Here is a 17,514-nt window from a genome sequence, read left to right on the forward strand (position 1 = left end):
TGGAGACATGGAATATCCAGTTACCCGCATGCGGCGGTTGCGGCAATCAGAGGCGATGCGCTCGCTGGTTCGCGAAACCAGGCTTGAGCCATCGGCGCTGATTCAGCCGCTCTTTATCTGTCCTGGTGAGAACGTGCGCCGGGAGATCGGCTCGATGCCGGGTGTGTTCAATCTTTCCATCGACGAAGCACTGAAGGAAGCTGAATCCGCTAAAAAGCTCGGGTTGGGCGGCCTCCTGCTCTTTGGTCTTCCTGCGGAAAAAGATGAGCAGGCCTCAGGCGCGTGGGCTGAAGACGGCATTGTGCAGCAGTCTCTGCGTGAACTGAAGAAGGCTGCGAAGGGCCTTCTGCTGATTGCGGATGTGTGTTTGTGCGAATACACCTCGCACGGGCACTGCGGCGTGGTGAAAAAGACCCGGGATAGCTATGAGATCGAGAATGATAAATCGGTCAGCCTGATCTCTAAAACGGCCGTCTCTCTGGCCGCTGCAGGCGCGGATATCGTGGCGCCGAGCGACATGATGGATGGGCGCGTGGCGGCGATCCGCGATGAGCTGGATGAAGAGGGTTACGAGAATACGCCGATCATGTCCTACGCTGCGAAGTTTGCCTCGGCTTTCTATGGGCCATTCCGGGAAGCGGCGGATTCAGCGCCGCAGTTTGGCGACCGGCGCAGCTATCAGATGGACGGAGCGAACCTGCGTGAGGCTATGCGCGAGATCGAGATGGATATCTCGGAGGGCGCCGACATGGTACTGATGAAGCCTGCCATGCCGTATCTGGATGTAGTTCGCGCGGCGCGTGAGCGGTTCGATGTGCCGATTGGTGCCTATCAGGTTTCCGGTGAGTACTCCATGATGCAGGCGGCATTTGCCAAGGGATGGCTTGAGCCTGAGCGGGCGATGCTGGAGTCGCTGGTGTCGATCCGTCGTGCCGGAGCAGGATTCATCGTCACGTACTTCGCGCAGCAGGCAGCGCGCGTACTTTAAGGCCCGTAAGGGGGAAGAAATTCCCCCTTACGGGAACTGTGTCGCTAGGAAATGTTCTGCGTTGCGCCGGTGCGCCAGCTCTGATACGCGGCATCGAGGATGCGCTGATTGTGCAGTCCGTCAGTGGCGGGGGCGCGATACTGACCGGTACCGTTGATCTCGTCCGAAAAGCTGTCCAGCATCCGGCTGTAGGCATCTGCATTCGATACCTCTGCCTGCGAGACGACACGGCCATCCTGGCGCACGATGACGTCGATGGGTTGATCGACCGTCAAACCGTTCTCGACGGTGATCACTCCCGATTCCCCTACGATTTCGACCAGTGTGCGGTAAGCCGCGCGAGTGGTGACGGTCACCGCTCCCATGACGCCAGAGGTGAAGGTGAGGCCCAGGACTGCTTTCGATTCGAGTGCGCCTGAGTGACGATCCTTCAAGGCGAGCATTGAGACGGTGGCGACCTTGGTCTCCAGCACATAGCGCAGAGCGTCGATGCAGTGAATACCTACATCCCCGATCGGGCCGCCGCATGCCAGGGTTGGGTCATAAATCCAGGTGCGTGGGCTGGCTTCCGCCTCATAGCAGAACTGGGCGTGCGCCATAACCGGCTTGCCGACGATGCCATCCGCCAGCTGCTTGGCGACCAGATCCAGGCTGCGGTAGTACCGCATATTCTGGGCGACACCGAAGCGAATCCCCGCACTCTGAGCCGCTGCGAGCATCTCTTGGACTTCCCGCGCGTTCATAGCCAGAGGCTTTTCGCAGAGTACATGCTTGCCGTGGCGAGCTGCGGTGAGCACATCGGCGAGGTGCAGTGAGTCAGGTGAGGCGATGAAGACGGCGTCGATCTCCGGGGAGGCGCAGAGCTCCTCTGCCGTGTTGAACACGCGCGGAATGCTGTAGTCCTTCGCGTTGGCGGCCGCTTTCGCCGGGTTGCGCCGGTAGAGTGCCGCAAGCTGTGAGCGCTCAGCACCAAGAAAACCGGGCACCATGCGCTTGATCGCATGGTGCCCGAAGCCAATGATTCCGTAACGGATGGTTTTCATTTGCCTGCGTTCTGGAAGATCTCTTCCGCGTAGAAGTTTTCAACATGGGCCTGATCGCGCAGCATCTCGAGGTACGCGTTCTTGAGCAACTGGGAACGCGCATCGCTGAGCTGTTGACGGATCGCCTGCTGGACACGCGGGTCGCTCAGCTCGCGTTGCCCGGCCTCTTCCTTGTCGATCAACTTGTAGATGGCGTAGCCGACCTGCCGGTGCGCGTTGTCATACACAGGCAGAACGTCAGTGATCTGCCCGGCCTTCAGCTTTCCGATCGCCGCATAAATCTGCGGATCGGAGCGGAGCTGTGACTCGGAGGCAAATCCCATATCGCCCCCGTTCGAGGCCGTGTCCGGGCGCTCTGAGAAGTTGGAGGCGAGCAGTCCAAAGTCCTCGCCGCTTTCCAGGCGGTTGTGCAGCGTCTCGATCTTTTTCCTGGCCTCGGCGTCATTGCCGGCCTTGCTGTTCTGCAGATTGCCCGCCTGCTGGGGGGCGGCCGGAACCGAGGTGACGACAATCTGTGCCAGGTGGTATTGCGGCTCGAGCAGGTTAAACTCCGCCTTGTGGCTGTTGTAGTAGCTGGAGATGTCGGCGTCGGTGACGTTGATCTTGGAGTTCAGCTCCTTATTGAAGAGCTTTTCCTCTGTCTTCGCACGGCGGATCTCGCGCTTGAGATCGTCTAGAGTCAGGTGCTTTTCGGCCAGCCTCTTGTTGAACTGATCCTGGGTGTAAGGCGCTTTGATCTCGTTGATCTTCGCGTCGACCTCGTCGTTCGTAGCGGTCAGGTTGAGCTTGGCCGCGCGCTGCATCAGTATCTCTTCATCAATCAACTGGCGCACGATATTCAGGCGCACGATGGCAGCCTGGTCGCTCGAGGGGGGAGCCTGCTGCTGCTGGCCCACGTTGTTCTGATAGAGAGTCTCCATCTCTGCACGCTGGATGGGGTGACCATTGACGGTGGCGATAACGTCCGGACCATGGGAGTGCTTGCAGCCGTCGATAGCTGCCATCGAAACCACCGAGAGAAGAACAATGGCAAGGTGTTGCGAGTACTTTCTGAAAGCGCGATATGAGTGTTGCAAAAATGCTCTCCTTCGGATCTGCTGCTGATTCTTTCAAGAGCCTGATTTTCGAGACTGCCGCCGAAGTCCTGCAGCAGTTGAAATGTGCTCTCAGCCGCTAATGCCTAACCCGTTGTCTGAATCCCTGCGCGGGCCTGAATGCCCGCAACCGCTGTGGACCGCCCATGCCAGCCTGCAGGACGCATCCACCCGGATATTGCCATTCTTTCAGGATAATTGCTGAGACCGCAGGCGTCACTTCGCCTGTCCTGGCTGCGTTGGCTGGCTGGGAGTGCCTTCGCCCGGCGCCGGCGGAGGCGTGATTCCTTCTGCCTTAAGCGCCCGATCGATGACCATCCACACGCGCTCGACCGGCAGCGCGCCTGAGAGCCGCTCGCCGTTGACGAACAGGGTGGGTGTGCCGTCTACGCCCAGTGCTTCCCCTTCCTTCATGGACGCCTGGACGACGCTGTCGTCCTGTTTCTTCAGGCAGGCGTCGAGGGTTGCTACATCGAGCTTGCTCTTCTGGCCCTGCTCGCGTGCCAGTTTGTCGAGGGTTGCAGCGGATTTGGCGGGATCGCGGTCCGGACCGCTTACGTCCTGCCCATGCGTGTGGAGGTAGTCAACGTAGCTCCAGTATGCTTCGCCGTTCTGAGCCGCGAGGCAGTTGGCATCAACGGCGGCACGCATGGCCCAGGGATGGATCTCGACCAGGGGGTAGTCCTTATAGACGATCTTGATGAGGCCCTTGTAGTGGTCGATGGTCTCCGGAAAGAGCTCGGCGTGCATCTTCGCGCAGAAGGGGCATTCCAGGTCATCGAAGTTGACGATGGTGACCTTAGCCGCCGGATTGCCGCGGAAAGGACGCCCGGAGGTCGAGGCGACCTGGGTCAGGTCTTTGCTGATATCCCACTTCGACATGCGCGCAAGAGTATTGCCATCGGTCGACAGCAGGAAGTCGATGGTCTGCTTCTTGTTGGGCTGCGACAGGGAGAAGAAGGTGATCGGCACATTGTCAAAGCCGGGGATATCGCTCTTCTGGCGAGCGCCTACCGTCATGCTCCAGTCTGCGGGCACATCCAGCTGCTGGCGCACTTGGATCTCAATTTTGCGGTTGATGCGGGCGTTATCTGGGGCGCGCTGTGCGCGTCCGCAGCCTGCTGCTACGGCCACCAGCAGGCAACTCATCATCAGGCGGTTATGGAACAAACATGCACCTCGGGTTATCTTCAGATTATCTCACCGGCTGATGCGCCGAACGCAGGACCTTTGGGATAATCAAAGCTTATGCTCGTACTCGCTTCGCAGTCGCCGCGGCGCAGGGAACTCCTCGCGCAGGCAGGTTATGTATTTGAAGTAGACGCATCAGCGGTGCCGGAAGAGCCGCGGACGGGCGAAGATCCGTCCGCTTTTGTGCGGCGGCTGGCCGGTGAAAAGGCGCAGGCAGTCCATGCCCGGCGAGGTGGCCAGCAGGAGTTGATCGTGCTGGGCGCAGATACAGCGGTCGTGACGCCGCAGGGAGCGGTGCTGGGCAAGCCGGTGGATGGGTCCGACGCCGCGTCCATGCTGCGCCAGCTCTCCGGCGCCACGCACCAGGTTGTCACCGGTGTCTGCCTGCTTTCAGGCGATCATGTTGAGTCAGCGGTCGAGATCACCTATGTGACCATGCTTACCCTGGCAGACGAAGAGATAGCAGAATATATCGCCAGCGGCGAACCCATGGACAAGGCCGGCGCCTATGCCATCCAGGGAAGAGCCGCGAAGTGGATTCCACGTATTCACGGCTGCTATTTCAACGTGGTCGGGCTGCCGCTCGCCCTGGTGACCTCGATGATCGAGGGCGTTACCCGGCGCATGCAGCTTGAGGTGCGGGCCTGATTCACGGACTTCAGCTACCCAGGCGTCAGCGATAGCTGCGCTGATAGGTGCGGGTCATCCGGTCGTGCCAGGAGAGCCGATCCTCGTCAAAAAATGACCAGACGAAGCCAAGCCCGAGCGGCAGAGCGGCCAGCAGCAGTGCTGCCATTCGGTGGTGCAGTGCGCGTTTGCAGGGGTTTTCGTCGTCAAAGGTGCAGAGCGCAATCTTGGCGTAGCGCATCCCGGGCGTGGCTTCCGCGTAGGTGAAGAAGAGCCACTGGTAGAGCACGAACAGTCCGGCCAGCGCCGCCCCGGCACCGAAGAGCGCGGGTTTGCCCACCGGGGGGTGCGTGGTGCAGGCCGCAAAGATCAGGACAAACAGCAGAAAAGCAAACAGCACGAGTGCCACATCCACGATGCCGGCCATCAGTCGGTCGGCAAGGGGCGCGGTCTTGAGCGGCAGATCAAAGGCTGTTGCGGGTGTCGATACCCGCACCTTCTCCGCATTGCCAGACTCCTCAGTGCGCGCATCGAGACGAATGGAGTGCCAATCGGGCGCAGCGCTTTCGGGAAGTGCATGCTGGGAGGCGTTCACGGGCGCTGATTCCCCTGCCTCTACCTCGAAGATGCGGAGTTGCGAGGCATCTTCGAGCAGCGGACCCTCGTCGCGGCGGGGACGCGCCTTGCGGCTGGCAATCAGTTCCCGCGGAAACTCGATGAGCTTGGCAGGAAGCGGTTGCGGTGGGGCGATAAGGGCCTCCCCAAAGGGATCAGGATCGGTCGAGGAGAGCTCGCTAACCCTCTGTCCACGGTTCGGCGTCGCCGCATCTTCTCGCCGTTGCGGCAACGGCTGGTGGTAGCTGGCTGAGTAGGATTGGGTGGGAGCCTCTGCGACAGCCGCCCCTGATTGTTCCGTATAGGCTGTGATGTCGTGCGCGGGCTCCTGCTCCTCGGCGGCATGGTCCATTCCAGCGAGAATCACCTGTGCAGCGGCTCGGGCCTGCTCGGCTGCGGCTGCCGCGGCCTCGGCTGCACGGGCTGCTGCCAGCATCTCCTCATAGCTCGGCGCTTTCGAATAGCGCTCCGCCACGCGTGCGGCGACAGACTGGGGCCGGTTGGCTCGCGGCTGCCTGGCGCCTGTATTTTCCATTCCGGGCAGATTGGGCTGCTCTCCCTGAACGACGTCCCGGCGATTGCGGTGGGCGGCCAGGCGCGCGTTGAGCTCGTCTTTCCATGACGGGAGGCGATGGCCGGGGGTAGCTGTCGTCTCTTCTACTGGCAGGCTGGAGGTAGCAGTGTTCACGGATGAGCCTCGTTTGTTTCGCGCAGCCTGGTGGCGGCGCGGTTTTGAAAGGGCGAGGAGGTTGCGGACATACGACTCTCCTGTGCATTGGCATACGGCCATTGCTGCGCGAGAGAACGATTTTGCTGACCAGAGCAGAGGGCCGATCAGCGCTCCGAGGCTTTGCTATTCTGTGAATGCCCCAGGTGATGAGAGCCCGCTTTCTTTTATGTACCATGCTGCTCGTCCTGTGTCATCCACGGCTCTGCCCTCAGGCATTGACAAAGCAGTTTCCCCCTCATGATTTGGGGCAAACTGGCGAGTCGCAGAGGGGCGGAGCGGATGGCGCGACAGAGCTGCCTGACGACCCGAGCGCGATCTCGGGCGTTGCCGTGGCTACGCCGGCGCCGGCTGCTCAATCAGGGGTGCCCGTCAAGATTGAAGCCCGGGTCCAGCGCAAGCAGGGCGATCTCTACACGCTGAACGGCGCCGTGGTGATCCACTATCGCAGTTATGTCGTGCATGCCGACCGGGCTACTTACAACCAGGCGACCGGCGAAGTGACCGCGGACGGCCATCTTATGCTCGATGGAGGCCCCGACAATGAGCACATCATCGCCAGCCGGGGCGTCATGAACCTGAATAAGCAGACAGGTCACTACTACGATGTGGTGGGGACGCTGGGAGCCTCCAGAAATCCTCGTAACAAGACCGTCTATATGGCTCCCAACCCTCTTGCCATTACAGGTCGGGAAGTGATCAAACTGGGTCCCCAGCGCTACCAGGTCATCGCCGGCACGATGACCTCCTGCAGGCTTCCCGATCCGGACTGGCTGATGCTCTCCCATGAGATCAACCTGCAGGACGGTAAGGCGAGCGCCAAAAATACGATCTTCAAGCTTCTTGGCATACCCATTTTTTATCTGCCTTACGCCAGCCATCCGGTCGATGGAGAGAGCCGCCAGTCCGGTTTGCTCCTGCCGATCACCGGGAACGATACGCAGCGGGGACTCATCCTCGGGGAGGAAGCCTACTTCGTTCTCGGGCGCAGCGCGGATTTAACCATTGGGACGGAGTATTTCTCCAAGCGCGGCTGGGGGCCCCTGGGGCAATTTCGCTACCGGGGCAGAGCGCAGAACTTCTTCAAAGTCAATTTCCACAGCCTGCTGGATCGCGGGCTGCAGCCGGGAAACATCAACCAGGGTGGCGTCGATCTGCTGCTGGACGGACGTCGCGATCTGAACTCCTCTACCCGGGCCATTACCGATATCGAGTATCTCAGCTCCTATGTTTACAGGCAGGCATTTGAAGAGAATTACGCGTTGGCGATCGACTCCGAGGTCAAGTCGCAGGCGTTTGTGACGCATTTCAATCGCGCTCTGGCGGAGAGTCTGCGCTTTGACCGTTACCAGAGCTTTCAGAGCAGCGTACAGCTGGGGGATGAGATCCGCATTCTGCACCTGCCTTCACTTCGTTTCGACGCGGTGGACCAGCCAATGGGGCGGACACCGTTTGTCGCCGGAATGCGCAGCTCGATTGCGGCTGTCTCTCGATCCGAGCCGGCGAATGCAGCCTTTACCCAGGTATTCAGGGTGCGCGATGTGCCTCGCGTGGACCTGTATCCGCATCTCGCCATGCCGCTTTCATCGGGAGGCTGGACACTGCACCCACAGATCGCTTTGCGCGACACCTTCTATGGCCGGAGCCAGAATCCCGGTCCCCTCGGAGTTGTGCCGACGGTGCGGCAGGCGAGCCTGAACCGCAAAGACTGGGAAGCAGATGTGGATCTGCACCCGCCTGCCATGGAACGCGACTTCGATGCGCCCTGGCTGCGGCGTCTCTTCGGCGGCGACCTGCGCCATACCATTGAGCCCGACGTGGAATACCGCTACGTTTCAGGGATCGGGAATTTCAACTCCGTGCTGCGCTTCGACGACGTCGATGTTGTGAGCGATACCAACGAGGTGGACTATTCCCTGACGCAGAGACTCTTCCGGCGGCACCTGCACCCGCGGCCATGCAAGGGAGATGAGGCCCTCGGCCCAGACACCCAGTGCGGCGGCGGCACCATCGACTGGCTCTCCTGGAAGCTCTCGCAGAAATACTTCCTCAATACGAACTTTGGTGGCGCGGTCACGCCGGGTACGCGGAACGTGCTCTCCACTACGCTCGACCTCACAGGCGTTGCCTTTCTCACCGGACCTCGCAGCATCTCCCCGGTTGTCTCGCAGCTCAAGTTGCGCACAACGGATGCGACTGACTTCGAGTGGGACATCGACTACGACAAGGATCTGGGCCGCATCACGACCAGCAACGTCTTTGCCGGATACAAGCTTGGAAACTATAACGTCACGGTGGGTGATTCACACCTGAATGCGCCGGAGGGTGTCACGGCTACCCAGCCAACCACCGTCACGACACTGACGGTTGCTCCCGTCACGACCGACTATAACCTCTTTCGCTGGTCGGCTACCTATGGCAACCCAACCAAGCTCGGCCTGAGCGCGGGTGGCTATGGCGGCTATGATTTTGTGCTGAACCAGCTCCAGTACGGAGCCTTCCAGGCGGGATACAACTGGGACTGTTGCGGGCTGAACTTTGAAGTCCGGCGCTACTCCCTTGGACCGGTGCGCAACGATACGCAATACCTCTACAGCTTCACCCTTGCCGGCGTTGGATCGGCAGGCAGCCTGCGGAGGGCCGAACGGGTCTTCTGATGTTTCAGTCCAGCGCGGTTATTCTTCTTCAGCTTCAGCCTTTTTCTTCTTTGCTTTTACGGGTGCTGCCGGTTCCGGAGCAGGCTCGAGCGCAGGGTTGAAGTAAAGCAGTCGGCCGCAGCTTTCACAGGTGGCGATTGCGCCGCTGCGCACCTGGTTCCACATCTGGGGGCGCAGAAACATCTGGCAGCCAAAGCACCGCTGGCCCTGGGCCCGTGCGACTCCGCTTCCGCGCGAGGAGGCTACCCGGTCGTAGGTCGAGAGCAGTCCCGCGTCGAGAATCTGTCGCAGCTCCGCGCGGCGTACAGCAAGCTCCTTGAGCCTGGTCTGATTGGTTGCGGTCGTTTCCTTGGCAGCTTCTTTTTCCTGCTCAACCAGTGCGGTCTGCGCCTTCAGTTCCTGCTGCGATTCCGTCAGTTTGGACTCGAGCGCCTCGGATCGTTCCATGCTCGCGATTTCGCTGTCTTCCAGGCTGCTGATTTCTTTCTCGGCAAACGCGATCTCGTGCTGCAGCGCATGAAATTGCTCGTTGTTCTTGACGCTGCTGCTCTGATTGCGGAAGCGGATGATCTTCTGTTGCTGGTCCTTGACGTCGCTTTCAATGCGGCGTCGCTGGGCATCCTCCGCTTTGAGCGAGTCCTGAATCGCGGTAACTGTCGCCCGGGCAGTTCGCAGCTTTTCCTCTACAGCGGCCAGGTGGCGCGGGAGGGCGGCAATCGAAGCGGTGAGCTCGGCCGCCTCGGAGTCGATCTCCTGCAGGCGGAATAAATTGGCGAGAGAGTTCTCCATCGTATCCAAGAGGCAAGTCTAGCATCGGAGCTGGTATGCGGGTCTTCTGAGTCGTCAGCATGGCCATGGAGTAAACTTTTCCCATTGCCCAGCCCACTCCTGAAGGGGAACTGCATTTTGCACCGATCAAGTCTCACTGTCCTGGCATTGCTCGCCACCACCTTTTTTGCTGTGCCTGCCTCTCATGCGGAGAAAAATAAACCCTGGACAGTGCAGGACATTTTCGGCGGCGAAAGCGTTACCGGCGAGGCTCCCTCGGGGATTCAGTGGTCGCCCGATGCGAGGCGAGCTACCTTCCTGACCAGCGACGGCGACATGATGCAGATCGACGCAACCGACGGTCACGTGTCCAAGATGATCAGCCGGGTCAAGCTCGGCTCCATCACGAATGCTGCGCTCAGCGAAAAGGACAAGGACCATCGGGGCCGCTACGATGAAAAGGATTTTCAGTGGGCGCCGGATGCGAGGCACATTCTGTTCGACACCAACGGGCAGTTGTGGCTCTATGACACGCGCGTGGGAGCAGGCATACAGGTTGGCAATAGCTTGCAGGGCAGCGGAGATGATCCCAAATTTTCGCCCAATGGTCAGTACATCTCCTACCTCCATGACAACAACATTTATCTCCTGACGCCCGATGGCCATACGCCGCCTCTGCTCCTGACCAACAGCCATTCTCCTTCGATCATGGACGGAGGCATCGACTGGGTCTATCTGGAAGAGTTGAATACGCGCAGCAACTACTATTGGTCGCCGGACTCCAAGGGAATCCTGTATCTCCAGATGGATGAGACGGCCGTGCCGCGCTATCCCTTGGTCGATTGGATTCCTACCCATGCCGCGGTCGATCAGCAACGCTACCCGCAGCCCGGCGATCCTAATCCGGCAGTGAAAGTAGGCGTCGTTGGCATCAACGGCGGCAAGACCTTCTGGCTCAAGATTCCGCTCAGCGCAGGAAATGACTATATTCCTCGCTTTGGTTGGATCAACGCGCGCACCGCATGGGTTGAAACGCTTGCGCGGGATCACAAGAAGATGAACATCTACTTCGCGGATGTTTACACCGGTGACGTGAAACTAGCCCTTGCCCAGACCGATCCTAAGTTCTTCACCCTGACGTATGACGTCAACTTCGACGTTCCCGGCGAATTTCTTATCACCAGCTGGCAGGATGGATACCGCCACATTTATCGGTACACCTTCGACGCGTCGAAGCCACTCTCCGCGCCTGCCCGACCAGCCAATCAGGTGGAGTCCGGCGATTATGAAGTTTTCTCAATCAAGTCTGTTGATCCTGCCGCGAAAACCATCTACTACCTGTCAAGCGAAGGGGATTCACGCGAGCAGCAGGTATGGTCGGTGAAACTCGATGGCACAGACAAGCACCAGCTTTCAACGGAGCCAGGCGTTCATGAGCCGGTCTTTGCACCCCATGGCGGCGAATATGTAGACAAGGCGTCGTCGATGATGTCTCCGCCCGAAACCAGCCTCTGTATTGAAGCAAAGAAGTGTGTGCCGGTTTGGCATTCGAAGGCTATTCATGGCCATGAACTGATCAAGCCGGAATTGTTGACGCTCAAAGCTGCGGATGGAAAAACCACACTCTATGCAACCCTGACGTTGCCGCCGCACGCAACAGCACCTGCCAGTGTTCCGCTCATTGTCAATCCATATGGCGGCCCGGGCGTTGGAGCAGAACGCAATCACTGGGGCGGCAATGGATACCTGTTCGACGTGCTGCTGGCGGAACATGGATATGCTGTGCTTCATGTAGATAATCGCGGCATGGCAGGGCGGGGGCGCGACTTCGAGCAAGCCGCCTATCACGATTTTGGGGCAGTTCAACTTGCTGACCAGCTGGCCTCGATCGACCAGACGCTGGCACAGTTTCCGCAGCTTGATAAAAACAGGTTGGGCTGGTGGGGCTGGAGTTGGGGAGGGACATTCACTTTGAATGCGATGACCCACTCGGACCGTTTCAAGGCCGGTGTCTCTGTCGCTCCTGTCACCGACTTTCGCAACTACGATTCCATCTATACGGAGCGATACCTCGGCCTGCCAGCGGATAATCCTGACGTATACCGCGCAGCCTCGGTGCAGGAGACCGCGAAAGCACTGAAAGGGCATCTGCTGCTCGTGCATGGAACAGGCGATGATAATGTGCACATCGAGAACTCCATTCAGTTCATTCAGAAGTTGATCGATGCCCAGATCCCTTACGACTTTCAGGTATACCCGCGCAAGACCCACTCCATCGCAGGTCCTGTGGCAAGGACTCACCTCTACGCGCGAATCCTTGCGCAGTTTGAGACTTATTTGAAGGTCCCGCAGGAGCAGCATCCATGAGTCACCCGGCGGAGCGAGCAGATACAGCCGAGCCGATCCGCGCACGGGCAACGCTGGGCGAGTTCGAGTTGACCGTCTTGAGCGACGGACACTACTACCTTGACGGGGGAGCTATGTTCGGCGTGGTGCCGAAGCCCATGTGGGAGAAGCGCGCGCCGGCAGATGAACAGAACCGCATCCTGCTCGGAACCAATACCGTGGTCGTCCGCACCGGGAAGCATACGGTGGTGATCGAAACCGGCCTTGGCAACAAGCTCGGCGATAAAATGCGCGCGATCTTCGGGGCGAAGGAGCAGTTGCCTCGCGCCTTCGCCGCCGCTGGCATCAATCCGGAAGAGGTGGATATTGTCATCAACTCCCACCTTCACTTTGATCACTGCGGTTGGAATACCACCCTCACCTCAGAAGGGAAAGTGGTGCCGACCTTTCCCAATGCTCGCTATTTCGCGCATCGTGGAGAGGTGGACCATGGGCATCTGCAGTTGGAGCGCGATGCCGTCAGCTACATCAGCGCAAACTATGATCCGCTGGTTGAGAGCGGCCAGATGGAGTTGCTGGAGATTAGGGCGGGCGAGGTAAAGCAGATTGTGCCCGGCGTCTCCGTCGAAGGCTATCCGGGGCATACATCGCAGATGATGGCGATCAATCTCGACTCCGGCGGCCAGCGCGCCTGCTACATTTCAGACCTGATTCCCACCAGTGCGCATCTCGACATCACCTGGGTGATGGGATACGACCTTGACCCCTTGCGCTGTATCGAGGAGCGGAAGCGATTCTATGCGCGCGCGATTCCCGAGAAGTGGCTCGTGCTCTTCACCCACGACCACCACAAGCCGATGGGCCATGTGGTGATCGGTGAAAAAGGCAAGCCAGTCCTCGTGCAGTAGAGCAACAGGCGGGCAGCTGCTAGAGCAGGGCCTGCGCTTCGAGCACCCGGGCCACCGCCTCATCGGGAGTAGCGCCAATCGCGGAGAGGTGACCCATCTTCCGGCCCTTCCGTGGCGTGTGCTTTTCGTAGAGATGCAGCGTTACGCCAGGTACAGTCAATGCCTGATCGAAGCGCGGTTCGTGCCCAAGCCAGAGATCGCCCAGCAGGTTCGAGATGGCTGCGGGCTGCACGACGGCAACATCGCCGAGAGGCAAATCGCAAACCGCGCGTATCGCCTGTTCAAACTGGCTTGTGACGCACGCTCGTTCGCTTGCATGGTAGCTGTTGTGCGGCCGGGGCGCCAGCTCGTTCACCAGCAGTTCGCCGCTGCGGGTAAGGAAGAGTTCAACGGCCAGCAGCCCTTCCAGTTCGAAACGATCCGCGATTGCGCAGGCGATCTGCTGGGCTTTTTGTTCGATTTCCTGTGGCACCGCGGAGGGAATCACGCTCCAGACGAGGATCTGATTTTCGTGGTGGTTTCTCGCCGAGGGGAAACTCTTCGTTTCGCCTCGCGGGCTGCGGGCCACCATCACTGAGATTTCCTGATCGAGGTCGAGCGCCTTTTCGGCAATACAGGGCCGGCCTCCAAGCAGCTTCCATACGTCAGGAGTCTGCTCGTCGAAGCCGGTTTTGACCTGGCTGCGACCGTCGTAGCCACCCGAAGCACTCTTTACGAAACATTTGCCTCCGAGGGCGGCGAGGGATGGAGCGACTTCGGTCTCATCCTGAATCGCTCGATACTCTCCGATTGGAAATCCTTCATCGCGAAGCCAATTCTTTTGCAGGATCCGATTCTGAATGATCCGCATCATTTCGATCCCGGGCCGGACCGGAGCGAAACGCTCCGCCGCTCTCAGGCAGTCGAGCGAAATCTGCTCGATTTCAAGGGTCACTACATCGCTGCCCCGGGCAAGATCCGCGGCTGCCCGTGCGTCATCCCACGACCCCTCAAAACAGGCATCCACCACAAACCGCGCCGGACACGAGGGATCCGGGTCCATTACATGAATGCGATACCCGAGCGAGCGGGCAGCCATCGCCATCATGCGTCCTAGTTGGCCGCCTCCCAGGATTCCGATCGTTGCGCCCGGCAGAATCGCGCTCATAAGGGAAGCTCCGCCGCCATCACTTCCTGCGTGCGGGCTGCGCGCCATTCGCGCAGCCGCACCCGCAGATCCGCATCATGCGCTGCCAGTATTTCCGCCGCAAAGAGCGCCGCATTCGCCGCCCCCGGCTTTCCAATGGCCAAAGTTCCCACCGGCACCCCTTTCGGCATTTGCACGATCGACAGCAGGGAATCGATGCCGTTCAGCATCGTCGCAGGCACCGGCACGCCCAGCACGGGGACCAGTGTCTTGGCCGCCAGCATTCCGGGAAGGTGCGCGGCGCCCCCAGCGCCTGCAATGATTACGCGCAGGCCGCGCTGCTCCGCTTCCTCTGCGTACTGAAAAAGCCAGTCCGGAGTGCGATGGGCTGAGACGATCCGTGCTTCAAACGGGATGGCGAGTTCTTTCAGCAGGTCAACCGCAGCCTGAAGCACTTCGTAGTCGCTTTTGCTGCCCATGACCACGCCTACCAGCGGGGTTTGAGTCATTATCGGATTATAGCTACAGCTTGATGCCAACTGACTTTGCAAAGCTCACCATTGCTGGCCAGACTGCCTTCAGATCGCGGACGGTATTGATATCGAGCACTAGGTTGAGCGGGTCGGCAGCGGCCAGGCTCACATCGCCCACGCCTTTTGCCACAGCTCCCAGCAGCACGCCCAGGCCTGCCACGACCTGGGGCTCGGTTCGGGTGATTGCAGCCTGGGCTCCGCTGAGGAACTTCAACATGTCCTCTGCTCCTACTTCAATGCCGTGTTCGATATTCATCAAAATATTGGCCACTGTTCTTCTCCTGTTTTGTACCTGTTAGTCAGTTATTCTGGGCCCAAAGAACTTGTCCAGATTTGCAGCCAGCAGATGGGTGAAGCGGTAGAGCCATCCGTAAAACTGGCTTGATTGCATATTCGGTGCATTCATCGCGCTTACGGCGGCAGAGAACACCCACAATGCCGCCGCGCCCACCCAGAAGTTGTGAGTGGACCCGATTCCATTCCACCAGGGCATAGCTTTCCTCTTTTTTTGTGAAGTTGCTGCAGCCGTGACCATTGCTAGAGCGGTACATTTACAAAAATCGCGCTCGAAAAGCGTGAATAGTTCGGCGGATTCGCTCCGTCATACATCCTGATGTAGTACTGCTCCATCGCAGCCTCGCGAGGGATCACGAAGTTGCTTACCGGCGAACGGAGCACCAGGTCAGAGTCGGTGCCCGGCGCAAAGCACCAGTCGCGCCTCCTGACTTCAAACCCTCCGCCGCTCGGAGCATTGACACCAGCACTGATGTTGATTGCGGTGGTGCTCACCGAGGTCACTGCAAGCGTATTTAGATTCTCGAGCGAGGTCACCGCTGTTGCCGCCTGTTGTGGCAGCCATGCGTCCGGCGGCACGTGGCTTGATAACTTCAGCCCCAGGTCTTCAGCCCAGTCGTTGGCAAAGCTGATCGTGTACTTTGTCAGTTCCGGTGCACCTTCCGCAATCTCAATCAGAACCGAGCGCACCACCAGGTTCGCGTTCAACCCTGAAGAGATTGCATTCACTGCCAGCACATCTCCCGGCCAGACATCGGTCTGAAGATCGACATTCCAGCCCGTATAAGTGCCTTTCCATGCCGCGGCTCTGCTCGTGGCGGCATTCAGCAGGGCGAGCGCTGCATTTTCGCAATCTGCTGAGCTTCGTGCAGCAGGGCTGGTCACACTGCCCGCCCACTGCGCAACTGCTGGCAGCGCAGTGTTTGAGCCTTGCTGGACGATGCTGCTCGCGCTTGCCAGTCGCGCTACCGCGCGGTGCTTCGTGCGGTAGCAGACGGCGATCAACTCACCAGCCTGCGGGACGCTTGCTGGATAAAAGCGCAGCTTTCCCGTCCGCTCAATTCTGCATTCGGCAGACTGGGCCGTCGTTCCGATCCTCCGCGTGCGTGCGCTCCCTCCCGAGGGGGTGCTCGTCACCCACACTGGACCCTCCTGCATGAGGGTCACGCTCCTAATGCTGCAGAAGAGATTCAAGCTGTCCACGAGGCCATAGGTTGCAACAGGAGGCGCTGCAGCCACGCTGCCGTCATACAGCACGCTCACAGCTCCGGCGACGCCGCTGGTCATGTCCTGGATTTCAAATACCAGTTTTACGCCGCAGGCTGTGTCATTGCCGCCGTAGGACATAACTCCGCTATCCCCCACCGAGTAGTAGGACTCCATCACGCGCTGCATCTCTGTCCCGTACAGCCGCAGCCGCAAGGTATAAATGCGTCCTGCCATCGGAGTGAAGGAACTTCCACTGCTCACGCCGCCGATCACCGGAGTGAGAGTGTTGGCGCCCCCCACCTGCGTTACATTGAACCCGGCGAAACAGTTCGCCATGCTGGGTATGCCGTCGAATAGGGCGTTGATAAGACCTTCGCTGCCGGAGTTTAGCTGCACGCCCGCAGCCTCGATAATCAACTGGCCGCCCAGCTCAATCTGATCGATTGCCGTCAGGGTTGTGTCTCCGTCAATGCCATCGCCGCCGGTGCAGGTCAGTCCTGTAGAGGTGAGCGAAAGATGCCCGCCGGCATCTTTCAGTTGCCAGATCTGCGTATCAATCGCGGGCTCTAGAAAAAGATCGATGAGCGGTTTGCTCTTCGCAGTTGTCGGTGCAAATGGATCCTCTGTGAGCTCGAACAGCACCGTAGTTCCATCGCCCTGAAAAAACTCGGTTACATAAGCGCAGGGTTCAAGCGCTCCGCATACAGTTACATCGTTGGCCAGCGCGCGGACCATGGACGCTTCGAGCGCCTTCACCTGGAGCGTTCCCTCCACCTCTGATAAAGCGTGGACAGTCTCTCCGACCAGAGACAGACTCAAGCTGCTTTCCATGACGCGATAGGCGCTTCTCGTCATGGAGGAAAGAAGACCTATCGTCTGCGACCAGCTTTGTCCCTCCACAGGCAGAAATCTCCCGACAGAGGCGGCCGAGTTGACCGCGCCTGTTCCCACCCGCACTGGATCAACGCGAGCGGTCAGTTGCGCGGCAATCACTCCAGCACTCTGTCCTGCCGAGGCAAAGGTGCGGGGCACAGTCTGCATATCCAGCAGCAGGTCGTCGCTGATGGTCTGGACCCATGCCTGGTACACATTGCCGGCTGTTCCCATGCCGGCCAGTTCGATCGTCGGCTCTGTCGCTACATAGCCAGTGAAGACCGTTCTCCCTGTATCGTCCGCGATCACAACCCTGCCATTCCGCGCAGGAGTTGCAAGCGTACTCTCCGCCGTCACCACTCCAAAGCTGCATACAGTCGGCTTATTCAGCGTCCGCGCGATCCGAAGTGGCTTCGCCAGTAGCACCGCAGCCGAATAATCAACCGCACCTTTGCCATCGAAATTATCGATTGTGATCTTCACCGCATCTCCTGCTCTTTATTTCGTCGCCTACG

Annotated in this window: 15 protein-coding genes; 5 read left to right on the forward strand and 10 right to left on the reverse strand. The window is 59.5% G+C overall.

Annotation, left to right across the window (positions count from 1 at the left end):
* The first annotated feature begins 7 nt into the window (after nucleotides 1-7).
* Nucleotides 8-988 (forward strand): porphobilinogen synthase, encoded by a 981-nt coding sequence (hemB, locus tag C7378_RS12700; RefSeq protein ID WP_131997303.1) that lies wholly within the window; start codon nucleotides 8-10, stop codon nucleotides 986-988.
* 44 nt (nucleotides 989-1,032) lie between these two features.
* Here hemB and C7378_RS12705 read toward each other — a convergent pair whose 3' ends face one another.
* From C7378_RS12705 to C7378_RS12715, 3 genes are all read right to left on the reverse strand, one after another.
* A complete protein-coding gene (locus tag C7378_RS12705; protein ID WP_131997306.1) occupies nucleotides 1,033-2,031 on the reverse strand; it encodes a Gfo/Idh/MocA family protein in 999 nt (332 codons plus the stop codon).
* Nucleotides 2,028-3,107, reverse strand: a complete 1,080-nt coding sequence (locus C7378_RS12710) for a SurA N-terminal domain-containing protein (RefSeq protein ID WP_279388601.1) — start codon at nucleotides 3,105-3,107, stop codon at nucleotides 2,028-2,030. The genes C7378_RS12705 and C7378_RS12710 overlap by 4 nt, the downstream gene beginning before the upstream one ends.
* 234 nt (nucleotides 3,108-3,341) lie before the next feature.
* Entirely contained in the window at nucleotides 3,342-4,295 is a 954-nt protein-coding gene (locus tag C7378_RS12715) for a DsbA family protein (RefSeq protein ID WP_243648237.1), read from the reverse strand.
* Nucleotides 4,296-4,373: 78 nt separating this feature from the next.
* Here C7378_RS12715 and C7378_RS12720 point away from each other — a divergent pair, with 78 nt between their 5' ends.
* On the forward strand, nucleotides 4,374-4,964 hold the full coding sequence (locus tag C7378_RS12720) for a Maf family protein (protein WP_131997309.1): 591 nt from the start codon (nucleotides 4,374-4,376) through the stop codon (nucleotides 4,962-4,964).
* Between the two features lie 25 nt (nucleotides 4,965-4,989).
* Here the strand turns inward: C7378_RS12720 and C7378_RS12725 are convergent, their stop codons facing one another.
* On the reverse strand, nucleotides 4,990-6,246 hold the full coding sequence (locus C7378_RS12725) for an RDD family protein (protein ID WP_165876800.1): 1,257 nt from the start codon (nucleotides 6,244-6,246) through the stop codon (nucleotides 4,990-4,992).
* Between the two features lie 284 nt (nucleotides 6,247-6,530).
* Between C7378_RS12725 and C7378_RS12730 the strand changes: the two genes are divergently transcribed.
* Nucleotides 6,531-8,942, forward strand: a complete 2,412-nt coding sequence (locus C7378_RS12730; protein WP_165876801.1) for an LPS-assembly protein LptD — start codon at nucleotides 6,531-6,533, stop codon at nucleotides 8,940-8,942.
* An 18-nt stretch (nucleotides 8,943-8,960) separates the two neighbouring features.
* Here the strand turns inward: C7378_RS12730 and C7378_RS12735 are convergent, their stop codons facing one another.
* The gene (locus C7378_RS12735) at nucleotides 8,961-9,731 is read right to left on the reverse strand and encodes a zinc ribbon domain-containing protein (RefSeq protein WP_131997318.1); all 771 of its coding nucleotides are present in this window, start codon (nucleotides 9,729-9,731) and stop codon (nucleotides 8,961-8,963) included.
* A gap of 117 nt (nucleotides 9,732-9,848) precedes the next feature.
* Here C7378_RS12735 and C7378_RS12740 point away from each other — a divergent pair, with 117 nt between their 5' ends.
* Nucleotides 9,849-12,077 carry a S9 family peptidase gene (locus C7378_RS12740; protein WP_131997321.1) on the forward strand — a complete coding sequence of 743 codons (2,229 nt, stop codon included), beginning with the start codon at nucleotides 9,849-9,851 and terminating at the stop codon, nucleotides 12,075-12,077.
* The gene (locus C7378_RS12745) at nucleotides 12,074-12,964 is read left to right on the forward strand and encodes an MBL fold metallo-hydrolase (protein WP_131997324.1); all 891 of its coding nucleotides are present in this window, start codon (nucleotides 12,074-12,076) and stop codon (nucleotides 12,962-12,964) included. Before C7378_RS12740 ends, C7378_RS12745 begins: the two co-directional genes overlap by 4 nt.
* Nucleotides 12,965-12,983: 19 nt before the next feature.
* Here C7378_RS12745 and purK read toward each other — a convergent pair whose 3' ends face one another.
* From purK to C7378_RS12770, 5 genes are read right to left on the reverse strand one after another with little or no spacing between them, the layout of a single operon-like run.
* Nucleotides 12,984-14,111: a 5-(carboxyamino)imidazole ribonucleotide synthase gene (gene purK, locus C7378_RS12750; RefSeq protein ID WP_131997327.1), complete on the reverse strand. Its 1,128-nt coding sequence runs from the start codon at nucleotides 14,109-14,111 to the stop codon at nucleotides 12,984-12,986.
* Nucleotides 14,108-14,599, reverse strand: a complete 492-nt coding sequence (purE, locus tag C7378_RS12755) for a 5-(carboxyamino)imidazole ribonucleotide mutase (protein ID WP_131997330.1) — start codon at nucleotides 14,597-14,599, stop codon at nucleotides 14,108-14,110. Before purE ends, purK begins: the two co-directional genes overlap by 4 nt.
* A gap of 13 nt (nucleotides 14,600-14,612) precedes the next feature.
* Entirely contained in the window at nucleotides 14,613-14,894 is a 282-nt protein-coding gene (locus tag C7378_RS12760) for a hypothetical protein (protein WP_131997333.1), read from the reverse strand.
* Between the two features lie 24 nt (nucleotides 14,895-14,918).
* A complete protein-coding gene (locus C7378_RS12765; protein WP_131997336.1) occupies nucleotides 14,919-15,116 on the reverse strand; it encodes a hypothetical protein in 198 nt (65 codons plus the stop codon).
* A 44-nt stretch (nucleotides 15,117-15,160) separates the two neighbouring features.
* Nucleotides 15,161-17,482: a hypothetical protein gene (locus tag C7378_RS12770; protein ID WP_131997339.1), complete on the reverse strand. Its 2,322-nt coding sequence runs from the start codon at nucleotides 17,480-17,482 to the stop codon at nucleotides 15,161-15,163.
* Between the last annotated feature and the right edge of the window lie 32 nt (nucleotides 17,483-17,514).

Source organism: Acidipila rosea, assembly GCF_004339725.1.
Taxonomy (GTDB): Bacteria; Acidobacteriota; Terriglobia; order Terriglobales; family Acidobacteriaceae; genus Acidipila; species Acidipila rosea.

Bases quoted from the DNA above. Each gene is read 5' to 3' on its own strand.
- purE (WP_131997330.1), bottom strand. From the start codon at position 14,599: ATGACTCAAACCCCGCTGGTAGGCGTGGTCATGGGCAGCAAAAGCGAC.
- C7378_RS12735 (WP_131997318.1), bottom strand. From the start codon at position 9,731: ATGGAGAACTCTCTCGCCAATTTATTCCGCCTGCAGGAGATCGACTCC.
- C7378_RS12765 (WP_131997336.1), bottom strand. From the start codon at position 15,116: ATGCCCTGGTGGAATGGAATCGGGTCCACTCACAACTTCTGGGTGGGC.
- hemB (WP_131997303.1), top strand. From the start codon at position 8: ATGGAATATCCAGTTACCCGCATGCGGCGGTTGCGGCAATCAGAGGCG.
- C7378_RS12720 (WP_131997309.1), top strand. From the start codon at position 4,374: ATGCTCGTACTCGCTTCGCAGTCGCCGCGGCGCAGGGAACTCCTCGCG.
- purK (WP_131997327.1), bottom strand. From the start codon at position 14,111: ATGAGCGCGATTCTGCCGGGCGCAACGATCGGAATCCTGGGAGGCGGC.
- C7378_RS12745 (WP_131997324.1), top strand. From the start codon at position 12,074: ATGAGTCACCCGGCGGAGCGAGCAGATACAGCCGAGCCGATCCGCGCA.
- C7378_RS12705 (WP_131997306.1), bottom strand. From the start codon at position 2,031: ATGAAAACCATCCGTTACGGAATCATTGGCTTCGGGCACCATGCGATC.